11 protein-coding genes and 1 pseudogene are annotated in these 14232 nt (G+C 70.9%); 4 read left to right on the forward strand and 8 right to left on the reverse strand.

Annotation, left to right across the window (positions count from 1 at the left end; all coding sequences use genetic code 11):
• The first annotated feature begins 23 nt into the window (after positions 1 to 23).
• Together D3654_RS07350 and D3654_RS07355 are read left to right on the forward strand one after the other, a co-directional pair.
• Complete coding sequence (locus tag D3654_RS07350; protein WP_120520850.1) at positions 24 to 680, forward strand: DUF3000 domain-containing protein; 657 nt, start codon at positions 24 to 26, stop codon at positions 678 to 680.
• Positions 681 to 756: 76 nt separating this feature from the next.
• A complete protein-coding gene (locus D3654_RS07355; RefSeq protein WP_120520851.1) occupies positions 757 to 2082 on the forward strand; it encodes an HRDC domain-containing protein in 1326 nt (441 codons plus the stop codon).
• Here D3654_RS07355 and D3654_RS07360 read toward each other — a convergent pair.
• From D3654_RS07360 to D3654_RS07370, 3 genes are read right to left on the reverse strand one after another with little or no spacing between them, the layout of a single operon-like run.
• The gene (locus D3654_RS07360) at positions 2079 to 2753 is read right to left on the reverse strand and encodes a response regulator transcription factor (RefSeq protein ID WP_120520852.1); all 675 of its coding nucleotides are present in this window, start codon (positions 2751 to 2753) and stop codon (positions 2079 to 2081) included. The genes D3654_RS07355 and D3654_RS07360 overlap by 4 nt on opposite strands.
• Positions 2750 to 4027, reverse strand: coding sequence for a sensor histidine kinase (locus tag D3654_RS07365; RefSeq protein ID WP_162943673.1), 1278 nt, complete (start codon positions 4025 to 4027; stop codon positions 2750 to 2752). The genes D3654_RS07360 and D3654_RS07365 overlap by 4 nt, the downstream gene beginning before the upstream one ends.
• An 18-nt stretch (positions 4028 to 4045) precedes the next feature.
• Positions 4046 to 5176 (reverse strand): hypothetical protein, encoded by a 1131-nt coding sequence (locus D3654_RS07370; protein ID WP_120520854.1) that lies wholly within the window; start codon positions 5174 to 5176, stop codon positions 4046 to 4048.
• 167 nt (positions 5177 to 5343) lie between these two features.
• Between D3654_RS07370 and D3654_RS07375 the strand changes: the two genes are divergently transcribed.
• Together D3654_RS07375 and D3654_RS07380 are read left to right on the forward strand one after the other, a co-directional pair.
• Positions 5344 to 6633, forward strand: a complete 1290-nt coding sequence (locus tag D3654_RS07375) for a thiolase family protein (protein WP_120520855.1) — start codon at positions 5344 to 5346, stop codon at positions 6631 to 6633.
• The gene (locus D3654_RS07380; RefSeq protein ID WP_120520856.1) at positions 6630 to 8795 is read left to right on the forward strand and encodes a 3-hydroxyacyl-CoA dehydrogenase NAD-binding domain-containing protein; all 2166 of its coding nucleotides are present in this window, start codon (positions 6630 to 6632) and stop codon (positions 8793 to 8795) included. The genes D3654_RS07375 and D3654_RS07380 overlap by 4 nt, the downstream gene beginning before the upstream one ends.
• Before the next feature lie 107 nt (positions 8796 to 8902).
• Here D3654_RS07380 and D3654_RS07385 read toward each other — a convergent pair whose 3' ends face one another.
• From D3654_RS07385 to D3654_RS07405, 5 genes and pseudogenes are all read right to left on the reverse strand, one after another.
• Complete coding sequence (locus D3654_RS07385) at positions 8903 to 10480, reverse strand: ABC transporter ATP-binding protein (RefSeq protein ID WP_120520857.1); 1578 nt, start codon at positions 10478 to 10480, stop codon at positions 8903 to 8905.
• Positions 10477 to 11250, reverse strand: a complete 774-nt coding sequence (locus D3654_RS07390) for an energy-coupling factor transporter transmembrane component T (RefSeq protein WP_120520858.1) — start codon at positions 11248 to 11250, stop codon at positions 10477 to 10479. Before D3654_RS07390 ends, D3654_RS07385 begins: the two co-directional genes overlap by 4 nt.
• The gene (locus tag D3654_RS07395) at positions 11247 to 12083 is read right to left on the reverse strand and encodes an ECF transporter S component (RefSeq protein ID WP_120520859.1); all 837 of its coding nucleotides are present in this window, start codon (positions 12081 to 12083) and stop codon (positions 11247 to 11249) included. Before D3654_RS07395 ends, D3654_RS07390 begins: the two co-directional genes overlap by 4 nt.
• 76 nt (positions 12084 to 12159) lie before the next feature.
• Positions 12160 to 13240 (reverse strand): annotated as a pseudogene (locus D3654_RS07400) (nucleoside hydrolase).
• On the reverse strand, positions 13240 to 14217 hold the full coding sequence (locus tag D3654_RS07405) for an aldo/keto reductase (protein WP_120520860.1): 978 nt from the start codon (positions 14215 to 14217) through the stop codon (positions 13240 to 13242). Before D3654_RS07405 ends, D3654_RS07400 begins: the two are co-directional and overlap by 1 nt.
• Between the last annotated feature and the right edge of the window lie 15 nt (positions 14218 to 14232).

The raw sequence follows: 14232 nt of genomic DNA on the forward strand, positions 1-14232 counted from the left end.
CCCCGGACACATAACCTGCCAAGGTGAATGCTCTATCACAGCTTCCTGAGGACTTTCTTCACGCCTTGGGAACACTCCGCAAGGCACAGTGCAGGCCCGAGCTGAAGCTCGGCGAAATCCCGGCGCCCACGCGCCTTGCCCCGTACGCCGTAGCCATGGGCGCCGAGGTGTTCAGTCACGCACCCGCCCGCCGGCAGTTGCCCGTCCATGGCCCGGCGGCACTTGCGTTCGCGGCGGACAACCCGGCGTCGCGGGACGATGACGAGGACAACGAACTAGCCACGGGCCGCTTCATCCTGCTGCATGATCCGGATGGTTCCGCGGTGTGGGACGGCGAGTTCCGCATCGTGACCTACATCCGGGCCCAGTTGGAGGCCGAGATGGGCAACGACGCAATGCTGGGCCCGGTGGCCTGGACGTGGCTGGTCGAAGCGCTGGAGAACCATGGCGCCAAGTACCGGGCGGCCGGCGGCACGGCAACCCGGATCCTCTCGGAAAGCTTCGGCACCCTCGCCGGCCGGCCGGACACCATCGACATCGAACTGCGGGCCTCCTGGACCCCGGCCACGTCCGACGCGCAGGCCCACCTCGAAGCCTGGTCGGACATGGTGTGCACCTTCGCCGGCCTCCCGCCCCTGCCGCCGGGGGTCACACCGCTTCCGTCCCGGCGGTTGACCTGACTGCCGGCAGGCAAGTCGGCGCCGGGACAGCGGTGTCCGTCCCCGGTCGGGCAGAATCGCTAGACTGTAAGGCACCATGAGTCCTGAAAACCTGGAACCCACCACAGCCGGCGGCCCGGCTGCTGAACCCGCCCCACACATCACCGTGGAAGGCTTCGACCACCCGGTCCCCGAGGTCATCGACCTCGATGCCCCGCGCGAGGGCGTGCCACTCGTCATCGACACCCTGGCCGGCCTTGAGCGCTGCGCCGCCGCGATCGCCGGCGGCACCGGTCCCGCCGGCGTTGACGCCGAACGCGCCTCCGGCTTCCGCTACGGCCAGCGCGCGTTCCTGGTGCAGATCCGGCGCGAAGGCGCCGGCACCTGGCTGATCGACCCCGAACCGTTCGATGACCTGAAGATCATCAACGAGTCCCTGTCCGGCGTCGAATGGATCCTCCACGCCTCCACGCAGGACCTGCCCTGCCTGGCCGAACTGGGCATGTGGCCGGACAAGCTCTTCGACACCGAACTCGCCGCCCGCCTGGCCGGGCTGCCCCGCGTGGGCCTGGCCGCCGTCATCGAGCAGCTCCTGGGCTTCGGCCTGGCGAAGGAACACTCCGCGGCGGACTGGTCCACCCGGCCGCTGCCCGAACCCTGGCTGCGGTACGCCGCCCTCGACGTCGAAGTCCTCGCCGAACTGCGCGAGGAACTCATCGAACTGCTCGAAGCGGACGGCAAACTCGGGTTTGCGGAGCAGGAGTTCGCCGGGATCCTGGCGAACGGCATCCCCGCGCCGCGGGTTGACCCGTGGCGCAAGACGTCCGGACTGCACCAGATCCGGGACCGGCGCCAGCTCGCCGCCGTCCGGGAGCTGTGGCTGGAACGGGACCAACTGGCCCGCAAGCGCGACGTCGCACCGGGCCGACTCATCCCGGACTCCGCGCTCGTGGCGGCCGCCAAGTCGCTGCCTTCCACCGTTCCGCAACTGCTGGCCACCAAGGGCTTCCACGGCCGCGCGGCCCAGCGCGAAGCTCCGCGCTGGCTGCGTTGCATTTCCATTGCCCGGGGCCTGGACGAGCTGCCGCCGCTGCACCTCCCCACGAACGCCCCGCCCCCGCCGCGCGTGTGGGCGGACCGGGATCCCGACGCCGCCGCCCGCCTGGCGACCGCGCGTCCCCGCCTGCAGGCGGCCGCGGAGGAGCTGAAGCTGCCTGTCGAGAACCTCCTCACGCCGGACTACCTGCGCCGCGTCCTGTGGCGTCCGCCGTCGGACATCACTGTGGACTCGGTTGCCGCGGAACTGCGCGAACTCGGTGCCCGCGAGTGGCAGATCGCCCTCGCGGCACCGATCCTGGCCGACGCCAGCCTGAACCCCGCCCCGCTGCCGCCGAAGGATGCCAAGGACAAGTCCGCCGGCTAACCGCCGGTGCGCCGCGCCCCGGGTTTGATGAATCCCGTCTCGTAGGCCATGATCACGGCCTGGGTGCGGTCCCGCACCCGCAACTTGGCCAACAATGAGGCCACGTGGCTCTTGACCGTTTCGGGGCTGAGGTAGAGGGCCGAAGCGATCTCGGAGTTGTTCCGGCCGGCGGCGAGTTCGGCGAGCACGTCCTGCTCCCGGCCGCTGAGCGCAGCGAGCAGCTTCGCGGCGGCCTGGTCGTGGCCGGGAACCGTGAGTTGCCGGACGGCTTCCGGGAAAACCACGCTGTCCCCCGAAGCCACGGTCCGCACGGCCTGGATGATTTCCTCCGGCCGGGAACGCTTGAGCAGGAAGCCTGCCGCGCCGCAGCGCAGCGCCTCGTACACGTAGTCGTCACTGCCGAACGTTGTCAGGACCAACACCTTCGGCCCGGCGGGGGTTCCGTCGGGCCGGTTTCCTTCGAGCAGGAGGCGCGTGGCCTGGATTCCATCGATGCCGGGCATGCGGACATCCATCAGGACGACGTCGGGCCGCAGCCTCGCTGCGAGGGCCGGCACCTCAGCCCCGTCCCCCGCCTCGCCCACCACCTCCAGCCCGGTTTCACCGTCCAGGATGGCGCGCAGTCCTGAGCGCACCAAGGGTTCATCGTCCACCAGCAGGACCTTGATCATCGTTTTCCGCCTTCCCAGGACAGCTCCGCGCTCAGCTGCCACATGCCGTCGGACTCCCGGGCACTGAACGTGCCGCCCAGGAGGACCGCCCGCTCCGCCAGTCCGGCGAGGCCGCGGCCCCCGGCAGTGCGCGCGAGCGGCTGCCCGCCCGCGCGGGCGCGTGCCGCCGTCGGAATCCGGTTGGCGACTGTAAGCGACGCCGACCCGGCGGCGGCGGTGCCATTCACCTCCAGCGCCACGGTGCAGGCGGACTCCGGCGCGTGCTTGGCTGCGTTGCTCAGGCCCTCCTGGACCATGCGGTACAGCTCGGCGGCAACGTTGCCCGGGACCGCGGCGGGATCTCCGGTGAGCCGCAGTTCGGCGGGAGGGCCGGGAGAACGGTGCCTCGAAACGAGGTTCCGGAGGCGGTCCGGCAGCTCGGCCGGCCCGTCCGCTGGTGCCCGCAGGATCCCGAGCACGTAGTCCAGCTCTTCCAGCGCGGCACGGCCTGCGTCCTCCACTGCCGCCATGGAGGCCGCCGCCTTGTCCGGATCGGTGGTCAGCAGCCTGCGGGCGGCCGCCGCTTGCAGGGTGGTGACGGTCAGGGCGTGCCCGATCGAGTCGTGGAGTTCCCTGGCAAGCCCGTTCCGCCGGGCGAGCTCGCGGGCGTGCCGTTCGGCGATGGCGAGTTTCGCCTGTTCGGAAGGCCCCAGGAGCAGCACCGCCCAGACCTGCAGCTGGCTTGCCACCCCGATCAGCAGCGCCAGGGCCCCCAGGCCCGCGGCCGTCAGGAGCCAGGTCGCTTCCACGGTCCCGACGCCGGGAAGCATCTGGCCGGTGAACGGGGCAAGGCCCGCGGTGCCGCCGCCCCCGAAAACCGCGAACACGATCGCTGCTAGGGTCGGCAGCGCGAACCCCAGCACGGCGACGGCGAGTGCACCGGACAGCAGGTGCACTAGGAACCAGAGCGCACCGCGGGCGACGTCGGCCAGGCGGGTTGTTCCGGCGGGTTCCTCCAGGGCGGTGCCGAGGAGTTCGTTCGCGGCAGTCCGTTCCAGCGTGCGCATGACGCGGAGCGTGGACGGCACGGCCAGCAGGCCGGCTCCGATGAGGAGTCCGCTGGGCACGGCCAGCGGATTGGCGGCGGCAAGCCGCCACAACTGCATGATCCAGAGGACGACGGCGGCATAGGGCACGGCGAGCAGCCCGCCGATCATGAGGAACACGGCCGTCCGCGTCGCCGCGGACAGCCGTGCCCGGTTCGAGGCCTGGCGGTTCGAGTTGCTTTCCCCCACGCCCAACATTGTTCCCCATCAGCCCGCACGGTGGCACGCGACACAGGCGCCGCGCCGCCGCAGCCAGTACGCCAGGGTGGCCGCGCCCAGTGCCATACCCCAGAGCGGCCACAGGAAGGTTGGCCCCAACGGCGCCCAGTTGGTAAGGCTGAATCCCGGGATAGTGCCCTCGGAGGGCAGCCCGGCCATCATGAGCATGGTGACCGACGCCGGGATGATGGCCATGGCCACAAAGGATGCCGGGACGACGGCCAGCCCGATCGGGACGCGCTTGCCGCCGGCCCCGGGAATCCAACGGGGGAAGACTTCGCCCCAACGCTGGACCAGCCCCAGAGTCAGCACGGAGCCGAGGACCGCCATGCCACCGAGGCCCAGGGCGCTGGTGTCCATGCCCTGTCCCTGCATCCCGTCCAAGAGGGCGGGTTCCACGCCGAGCGGGATGCCGAAGGCCCAGCAGATCCGGGTTACGGCGTAGACCAGCGGGACGAACACCGCGACGGCCGCTGCGATGCGTCCCCACCGGGCGGCAGCTTGCGCACTGAAGGGACCGTCCGCCGTCCGCTCGCTGCGGCCGCATTTTGCACAGGCGTTCCGGGCCCGGCGGTTCACGGCGACTGCGAGCGCCGCCCACAGGGCAGCCCCTGCGGCGAGGACCACCAGGTTCACCTGCGCGGGATCGAGCAGCCGGGGGATGGCCTGCTGGATCTGGGGATCGTAGGCGACTTTCGCGATGATCACCGGGATGTAGCCCAGCACGGAGAGCAGCCGGGCGTCCCCCACCAGGACGAGCGCCGCCAGGCCCATCACTGCCGCCATCGCCGTCACCGCCACCCGGAGGCCGGGAACTGCCCGGTCCCGGTTGGCGGTGACTGCGGAGAGCGTGGCCAGCAGCGCGGCGACGCCGGCGAGCGCCGTCAGGCCCCAGCCGAGCAGCGCGTTGGGGGCCTGGTAGAGCAGGGCCATGGAGTAGGGATCGCCGTCGCCCACTGGAAACGGCCCGCCGGATAATCCCGCGATGACGCCGGCGAGCGCGTAGAGTGCGGCAAGGACCGCCGTCAGGGCCGCCAGCCTGCGCAGGGCTCTGCCTGCACGGGACGCTTCGGCCAGGGTGTTTGCTTCGTTCTTTGTGTTGCCTTGGTTAGTAGTCATGCTTCAACCCTCCCGCGGGCCGGTCCGCGCCTGATCCCCGCGACGGGTGGATGCGCTCCCCCGTCCGGGGGATTTCCGCCCGTTCCGCCGGCCTTGCCCCCAAAGTTACTCGCGAGTAACATTGTCCCGGAATCAGTCCTGAATCCCTGTCTCGAAGAGGAGTACACATGAGTCCCAGCGGGAACACACAGCAGCGCACGGTCCGCGACGTCGTCTTCGTCGACGGAGTGCGCACGCCGTTCGGCAAGGCCGGGGAGAAGGGCATCTACGCCGGGACCCGGGCCGACGACCTCGTGGTCAAGTGCATCCGCGAACTGATGCGGCGCAACCCTTCCCTGCCAGCGGAACGCGTGGACGAGGTGGCCATCGCCGCCACCACCCAGACCGGCGACCAGGGCCTGACCATCGGCCGCACCGCCGCCTTACTGGCCGGCCTTCCCCGCACCGTTCCCGGCTTCGCGATCGACCGCATGTGTGCGGGCGCCATGACGGCGGTGACGACGACGGCAAGCGGCATCGGCTTCGGCGCCTACGACGTCGTGATCGCCGGCGGGGTGGAGCACATGGGCAACCACCCGATGGGAGCCGGGGCCGACCCGAACCCGCGCTTCATGTCCGAGCGCCTCGTGGATCCCGCAGCCCTGAACATGGGCAACACGGCCGAAAACCTGCACGACCGCTTCCCAGCCATCACCAAGGAACGCACCGACGCCTACGCCGCGGCTTCACAGGCGAAGCTCGCCGCCGCGTACGCCAAGGAACAGATCCAGCCGGACCTGGTGCCTGTGGCCGCGAAGAAACCCGGTGCGGGCTGGGCCGTGCACAGCGTGGACGAACCGCCCCGGCCCGGAACCACCGTGGCCGACCTCGCCGAACTGCGCACGCCGTTCCGCCCGCACGGCCGCGTTACCGCGGGAAATGCCGCGGGCCTGAACGACGGCGCGACTGCGGCGCTCCTCGCCTCTTCGGATGCGGCGGAGGACCTGGGCCTGAACGTCAAGATGCGCCTGGTGGCCTACGCGTTCGCCGGCGTCGAGCCCGAAGTCATGGGCATCGGGCCGGTGCCGGCCACCGAAAAGGCCCTGAAGAACGCGGGGCTCGCAATCGAAGACATCGGCCTGTTCGAAATAAACGAGGCCTTCGCGGTGCAGGTCCTCAGCTTCCTGGACCACTACGGAATCGCCGACGACGACCCGCGGGTCAACCGCTACGGCGGGGCGATCGCCGTCGGGCATCCGCTCGCATCCTCGGGCGTCAGGCTCATGAACCAGCTGGCCCGGCAGTTCGAGGAAGATCCCTCGGTGCGATACGGCATCACCACCATGTGCATCGGCCTGGGCATGGGCGCCACCGTGATCTGGGAGAACCCGCGTCACGCCAGCTACGGGGACTACACTGCCGCCACGACCGGCACCACAGAGACCAGCAGCACCGACAGCAAGGGAGCCGCCGCATGAGCGCCGCAGATTTCCGCAAACTGGCCGACCTTTTCCCCGACGAAACGGTCACCCACTCCTACGTCCAGGACATCGTGCTCCCCGCGGTCAACGGCCAGGACAGCGCCGGCACCTTCGCGCTGATCACCCTGGACAACGACCTCGACCACAGCAAGCCCACCACCCTCGGCCCGAACACCCTGGTGGAGCTCGGCACCGTCCTGGAGGGCCTCAAGGAACGGGCCGCACGGGGCGAAATCGCCGGCGTCGGCGTGACCGGCAAGCCGTACTTCCTGGTGGCCGGCGCCGACCTGTCCGCAGTCAAGAACCTGCGCGAACGCGAGCACGGCCTATGGATGGCGCAGCTGGGCCACGAGGTCTACGGCACCTTGGCCTCGCTGGGCGTGCCGAGCTTCGCCTTCATCAACGGGGTCGCCCTGGGCGGCGGCCTGGAAATCGCGCTGCAGTCCAGCTACCGCACCGTGTCCACCGGCGCAGGCGCCCTGGCGCTGCCGGAAGCGCTCCTCGGCCTGGTTCCGGGCTGGGGCGGCGTGTACCTGCTGCCCCGCCTCGTCGGTCCGGAGCACGCCGTCAAGGTGATGATCGAAAACCCGCTGGCGAACAACCGGACCCTCAGCGGACCGCAGGCCTTCGACCTGGGCATCGCGGACGCCCTCTTCGAACCCGCGGACTTCCTGGAACAGTCCATCGCCTGGGCCGCGCAGGTCATCTCCGGGAGCGTTGCTCCGGAACGCCGCAACGCCGTCGATCCCGCCGATCCCGCCGTCGCGGAACGCTGGGCAGCCGCAGTGGCTGGCGGCCGGGCCCTCGTGGAGGCCAAGACCTCCAACGCCTCCCCCGCCCCGGCGAAGGTGCTGGACATCATGGAAGCCAACCGCACGCTCAGCCAGGCGGAGTCCGCGGCCCTGGAATGCGAAACACTCGCCGGTCTGATGCAGACGGACGAGTTCCGTTCCACCGTCTACTCCTTCCTGGACCTCGTGCAGAAGCGCTCCAAGCGGCCCGCCGGCGCACCGGACCGCAAGCTCGCCCGCCCCGTCACCAAGGTCGGCGTCGTCGGCGCAGGCCTGATGGCGGGCCAGCTGGCGCTGCTGTTCGCCCGCCAGCTCAAGGTTCCCGTGGTGATGACGGACATCGACCAGGAACGCGTGGACAAGGGCGTGGCCTACGTCCATGCCGAGGTGGACAAGCTGCTGGCCAAGAAGCGCATCAGCCAGGACGCGGCCAACCGCACCAAGGCGCTGGTGACCGGTTCGGTGTCGAAGGAGGCGTTCGTGGATGCCGACTTCGTGATCGAGGCAGTCTTCGAAGAGCTCAGCGTCAAGAAGCAGGTTTTCGCCGAGGTGGAGGCCATCGTTTCCGCCGAGTGCATCCTGGCCACGAACACCTCGTCCCTGTCGGTGACCGCCATGGCCGAAGGCCTCCGGCACCCCGAACGCCTGGTGGGTTTCCACTTCTTCAACCCGGTGGCCGTGATGCCGCTGCTGGAAATCGTCCGGGCGCCGCAGACCGAGGACGCCGTGCTCGCCACCGCCTTCGAGCTGGCCAAGGGCCTGACGAAGACGGCCGTGCTGGTCAAGGACGCCGCCGCCTTCGTGGTCAACCGCATCCTGCTGCGCCTCATGGGCGAAGTGATCGCCGCTTTCGACGAAGGCACTCCCGCCGAGGTTGCCGACAACGCGCTGCGGCCGATGGGCCTGCCGATGTCCCCCTTCACCCTGGCCGCGATGGTGGGCCTGCCTGTGGCCCAGCACGTGCAGGAATCCCTGCACGCCGCGTTCGGCGAGCGCTTCGCCGTCTCGCACAACCTGCAGAAACTGATCGACAACGGCGTCAAAACGCTCTGGGTCGAGGGGCCTGACGGTTCCCGGGCGATCCCCGCGGAAACCCTGTCCCTGATGTCCTTCGGCAACTCCCCTTCCACCGGGGACGAAGTGCTCCGCCGCACCCAGGACGCGCTGGCCGAGGAGATCGGCCTCATGCTCCAGGAGGGCGTGGTGGCCGGGCCGGAGGACATCGACCTCTGCGTCATCCTCGGGGCGGGCTGGCCGATGTTCCTGGGCGGCATCACCCCGTACCTGGACCGCACCGGCGCCTCCGAACGGGTCAACGGCAAACGCTTCCTGGCCCCGGGAGTCGCGTCGGCGCCAGCCGCCTCTTAGGCAGGCTCCCCTATACGTCCGGGCACAACCCGGAGGCTGGACCCGGAAGGGCGGCAGCGGAACACCCTCCGCTGCCGCCCTTCCGGCTGTTCTGGCTGTTCTGGCCGCTAATCCAGCGGCGTGAGCACTCCGCCGTCGAGCCGGAGGAGCCGGTCCGCGCGGGCGCGGGCATAGGCGAGATGGTGGGTGACCATCACCACGGCCGCGCCCCACGCGGTGGCCTCCGCCATGGCGGTATCCAGCACCTCAAGGCCGCGCCGGTCCAGGCCAACTGTCGGCTCGTCGAGGGCCAGCACCGCCGGCTCCCGCGCGATCACCGTGGCCAGCGCCAGCAGCCGCCGGGACGATGCCGGCAGTTCCAACGGGTGGGTGTTCACGTGTGCATCGAGGCCGACAGCGGCCAGGGCGGCGAGCGCACGTTCCCGCACCCCTGCGTCGTCTCCGTTCCGTCGGAGCAGGCGGCGTTTCGCGCCCAGCCCGAAGGCGACTTCCCGCAGCGCGGTCCGTTCGAAGAGCTGGAAGCGGGGGTCCTGGAACAGCAGCCCGACGTCGGCGGCCAGGACGCCGGCCGGTGTTCCGTCCGTGGGAGCGCCCTTGAGCAGCACGGTTCCGGAGCCGGGGCGGAGCAGCCCGTTTAGCTGGCGCAGCAGGGTAGACTTCCCGCTGCCGTTCGCTCCGGTGACGGCCAGGATCTCTCCAGGCCGGAGCGCCAGGTCGACGCCGCGGAGGGTTTCCGTCCCGGGCGCCGCCACATCGCCGGCCCTGTCGTAGCCGAAGCGGACGTCAATCAGTTCCAGTAGAGGCGTTGCGCCACCGGCGTGGATCCGCCGTGGCGCGGTAACCGGCGCGTCTTCCGGAACCACGACGCCGGAACGCGCCAGCGCGTCCCCGTCCGCCGGGACTCCGGCCACCAGCAGCGTGCCCGGGGTCCCGGCCGCAAGCTGCCGGCCGCCGTCGTGCTCCCCGCTGCCGAGCACCGTATTGCCAAGGACGGTCCAGTGCGAGGCGCTGCGGCACAGGGTGTCCGCCGTCGAACTGAACACCACCACGGCGGTTCCTTCGGCGGTCAGCCGCCGCACCAGGCGTTCAACCGTGCCGGCGCCCTCGGCGTCCAGGGACGCGAACGGTTCGTCGAGCAGCAACACGGAGGGCCGGCGGATGACGGCGCAGCCGATGGCCAGGCGCCGCAGTTCCCCGCCCGAGAGCGTGGCGGGGTCACGCTCCAGCAGGTCCTGGAGCCCGGTGAGTCCGGCGGTATCGGCGATCCGGCACCGCATCTCCTCGACCTGGACACCCAGGTTCTCCAGGCCGAACGCCAGTTCACCGGCCACGGTGTCCCGGACGGTCGAGAGCATGGCGGCGGCGTCCTGGGGGACGTAGGCCACGTGCGCGGCCCAGGCCGCGGGGTCGATCCGGGGGTCGTCGCTGCCGCCGGTGAATTCAATCCGGCCGCCGGCACCGGCGGCCCCGAGTTCGAGCCGGCCGCGGAGTTCCCCGCCGTAATGCCCGGGCAGCCAGGCCGCAAGGATCCTGGCGAGGGTGCTCTTGCCGCTGCCGGAGCCGCCAAGCACCGCCGTCAGGCTTCCGGCGTCCGCGGTGATGCTGATGTCCCGGAGCGCCGGGGTGTCCGCCCCGTGGAAGCGGAAGGAGGCCACGTGCGCGGCAAGGAGCGGCCCGGCGCTCATGCGCGTCCGCCGAACAAGGCCAGCGCCACGCGGACGGCTACGGCGGCGAGGCTCAGCACCAGAAGGACCCGGCGCGCCGCCCACTGGGGCGCGGAATCGGGCACCGTCCGGAGGCTGGTGTGCGGCTGCCGGCCGGAGAAGCCCCGGGCGTCGAGGGCCTGGGCCCGTTCCCCGGACTCGTGGACGAGGGACAGCACCAGCGGAACGGCCTGCAGGCGGGCGGCGAGGAGGCGGGAGGCCAGGCTCCGGCCGATGACGAGGCCCCTCGCCTCCTGGGCGGCCCGGATGCGGCGGATCCGGTCCGCCGCAGCGGGCAGCAGGGTCAGTGCCGAGACGACCACGAAACCGAGCCGGGGCGGCAGCCCGCGGGCGGAAAGGACCGTGAGCAGCTCCGGGACCCGGACGGTGAAGGAAAACAGCAGGAACGCCACCACGAACACGCCGGTGCGCAGGCCGGCGTCGAGGGCGAAAAGCAGGCCTTCGCGGGTGACGGCCGCCGGGCCGAGCTCCGCCAGCACCGTCCGCCCTTCGGGGAAGAACAGCCCGTGCATGAACAGCAGTGCCGTCCAGAACGGCAGCAGGATGGCTGCGGCGGCGCGCAGCACCGCCGCGGCCCGCGCCTGCCGCGCGGTGAGGGCAAGGAGTCCGCCCAGGACGGTGAGCGAAAAGGCCCAGTGGCCTGCTGCCGTCGTGATGACCGCGACGGCGGCGGCACCGGTGAGGGTGGTCAGGGGGTTGAGGCGCTCCAGCGACAGCGTGCCGCGGCTCATGCCCGGGCTGCGGGCTCCCGGCCCTGAGGCTCCCGGCCCGCGAGCACCCGGTAGCGGCGGACGAAGGGGAACTGGAAGGAGGCGCGGCGCGGCAGGGCGTACACCAGGAGCGCGGCCACGGCGAAGACGATGGCCTTGTCCGCGGGGTCGGAGATCAGCGCCTGCTTGGTGATGGCGGCGAGCAGGGAGTCACCCATCGCGCGGAACGCGGACACGATGGCGCCTGTGGCCAGCCCGGACGTACCGCCGAACACGAACGCGGCGATCGGTGCGGACACCACCCCGCCCAGTACGCCGGCGAGGAAGCCCGCGAACGGGACCAGGTAGAAGCGGCGGAACACGCCGGCACGCGCGGCCAGCCCGGCCAGCCAGCCGATCAGGGCGGCGCCGGCGGCAAACGGCAGCACGGTGGGGTTGAACAGGGACCAGACGATGGAGCTCAGGGCCCCGGTCGCGGCGCCGGCGGCCGGGCCGGCGAGGACCGCCACCAGCACCGTGCCGATCGCGTCCAGGTAGAACGGCACCAGGGTGCTGCCCACGAACTGGCCCAGCACAATGTTCAGGACCATGGCGATCGGGATGAGCACCACGGTGGAGGTGGGCAGGGTGGGTAGGACGGCGACCACCAGGAGCACCGCGCCGAGGAGGAAACCGCCCATGGCTGCGAGGGCGGCCAGGCTTCCGGGACCCGCGGCGATGTCGGCGGGCTGGGTGAGCACCAGCACCACGTAGGTCACGATGATCGATGCAGCGCCGAGGATTTCAAGGAAGCGCCGGCGCTTGGGGGCTTCGGGCAGGAGGAGGGACGGCTGCTGCGGTGACGGGGATGCCATGGTGGGTCCTTGCTGGTTCCTTGGTGTGGGCTGGGCACGCGTTTTCCGCCTATGTCACCTCGGCGCTGGAACCATCCTAGCCCTCCTGCGCGCCCGTCCCCCGGGCCAGCGCTCCCACCGAGCGGATCAGTTCGGCGAAGGCCTCCTCCGGGTGGTTCTCGGAGACGATCCGGGCGTTCGGCGCCTCGCCCCAGATCCCGCGGTAGTCGGCCACGGTGGTGCCGAACAGCCGCGGGGCCGAGGTCTCCACGTGCACCGTGGCCGTTCGGGTCCGGTAGCGGACGGTTCCCGCCGCCACCGCCGCGGCGTAGTAGTCGTGCACGTGGGCGATGTAGCCCTGGTCGTAGGCGCGGTGGAACTCGAAGTAGAAGCGCAGCATGTCGCTCAGGTGCCGGACCAGCGGGTTCGACGCGGTGCTGCGCTGGCCCTCCGGCTGGCCGGGGAGAACGAGCTCGGGCCCGGCGCATCCGGCTTCCCGGGCGAGTGCCTCCACGTGTTCCGGGCGCACTTCGATCCGCTCCGTGGTTTCCAGCGCGCACACCACCGGGAGTTTGTCTTCGGGCAGCCCGGCGAACGCGGCGAACACCTCCGCCGCGGCGTGCGGGTCCACGTGGGTGTTCCATTCAGCGGTGGGCGTGGTGTTGCCTTGGTAGTAGTAGCTGCCGCCCATGATGACGACGCCGCGCAGCAGCTCCGGGAGCCGGGGCTCCGCGCGCATGGCGAGGGCGAAGTTGGTCAGCGGGGGCGGTCAGGAGCGCGGTCAGCTCCCCCGGCCGGGCCCGGGCCGCTTCGATCCAGAGCTCGGCGGCGTCGCCCGGGTGCACGCTGCCCCGCGGTTCGGGCAACTCGGCGTAGCCGATGCCCTGCGGGCCGTGGGTTTCCGGCGTGGTCACCAGGGGAATCTCCAGCGGCGCCCGGGCCCCGATGGCCACGGGCACGTCCGGCCGGCCGCACAATTCGAGCAGGGCGAGGTTGTTGCGGGCCACCTGCTCCGCACCGACGTTGCCCGGAGTGCTGCTGACCGCGACCAGTTCCACGTGCGGCTGGCTGCACAGGTAGGCCAGGGCGAGGGCGTCGTCGATGCCCGTGTCGCAGTCCAGCAGCAGGCTGACAGGCTCCGGGGCTTCGGCCGGCGGCCAGGGCGCACGCTCCGGCATCAGAAGAGCGCGACCTTCGGCTGCGGCGGGAAGATCCCGTCCAGTTCGGCGCGTTCGTCGGCGCTGGGCACCCAGCGCACCGCGGCGGCGTTCTCCACGATCTGTTCCGGCCGGGTGGCGCCGGCGATCACGCTGCTCACGGCCGGCTGCGCGGCGAGCCAGGAGAAGGCCAGCTGCACTTCGTTCAGGCCGCGCTCCTTGGCGAACTGGCTGAAGCGGCCCAGCTGCTCCCAGTCGGCGTCGTGCACCATGTAGGTGCGGGTGTGGCTGAGACGCGAACCCTTGGGGGCCTGGCCGGGGGCGTACTTGCCGGTCAGCAGGCCGTTGGCCAACGGGAAGTACGGCAACACGCCCAGGCCGAAAGCCTCGGCCGCCGGCAGGACTTCCAGTTCGGCGCGGCGGTCCAGCAGGTTGTAGTGGTTCTGGGTGGAGATGAACCGGGCGCCGCCGCTCATGCGGGCCACGTACTCAGCCTCGGCGATCTGCCAGCCCGCGCGGTTGGAGTGGCCGAGGTAGCGGACCTTGCCGCTGCTGATGAGCTCGTCGAGGGCGGCGAGGGTTTCCTCGATCGGCGTGAGCGGGTCCGGGGTGTGGTACTGGTAGAGATCGATCCAGTCCGTGTTCAGCCGGCGCAGGGACGCCTCGACGGCCTGGACGATGTACCGGCGCGAACCCCGGGCCCCGAAGTCCTTGCCGTTGGCGCCCTTCATGTCCATGCCGAACTTGGTGGCCAAGACCGCGTCGTCCCGGCGGCCCTTGAGCGCCTTGCCAAGCATCGTTTCGCTGAGGCCGGGTTCCTTGCCGTAGGTGTCCGCGACGTCGAACAGGGTCACCCCGGCGTCGAGGGCCGCGTGGACGACGGCGTCCGTGCCCTTCTGCGATTCGGTGGCGGTGTTCGCCCGGCCCAGGTTGTTGCAGCCCAGCCCGACGACGGAGACGGTCAATCCGGAGTGTCCAAGACGGCGGTATTCAGTCATGGTCCCCAGCCTAGG

This window comes from Arthrobacter celericrescens, from assembly GCF_003614925.1.
GTDB lineage: Bacteria > Actinomycetota > Actinomycetes > Actinomycetales > Micrococcaceae > Arthrobacter > Arthrobacter celericrescens.

Coding starts and splice junctions, on each gene's coding strand:
- D3654_RS07355 (WP_120520851.1), top strand. CDS start 757: ATGAGTCCTGAAAACCTGGAACCCACCACAGCCGGCGGCCCGGCTGCT.
- D3654_RS07390 (WP_120520858.1), bottom strand. CDS start 11,250: ATGAGCCGCGGCACGCTGTCGCTGGAGCGCCTCAACCCCCTGACCACC.
- D3654_RS07360 (WP_120520852.1), bottom strand. CDS start 2,753: ATGATCAAGGTCCTGCTGGTGGACGATGAACCCTTGGTGCGCTCAGGA.
- D3654_RS07395 (WP_120520859.1), bottom strand. CDS start 12,083: ATGGCATCCCCGTCACCGCAGCAGCCGTCCCTCCTCCTGCCCGAAGCC.
- D3654_RS07370 (WP_120520854.1), bottom strand. CDS start 5,176: ATGACTACTAACCAAGGCAACACAAAGAACGAAGCAAACACCCTGGCC.
- D3654_RS07385 (WP_120520857.1), bottom strand. CDS start 10,480: ATGAGCGCCGGGCCGCTCCTTGCCGCGCACGTGGCCTCCTTCCGCTTC.
- D3654_RS07405 (WP_120520860.1), bottom strand. CDS start 14,217: ATGACTGAATACCGCCGTCTTGGACACTCCGGATTGACCGTCTCCGTC.
- D3654_RS07375 (WP_120520855.1), top strand. CDS start 5,344: ATGAGTCCCAGCGGGAACACACAGCAGCGCACGGTCCGCGACGTCGTC.
- D3654_RS07380 (WP_120520856.1), top strand. CDS start 6,630: ATGAGCGCCGCAGATTTCCGCAAACTGGCCGACCTTTTCCCCGACGAA.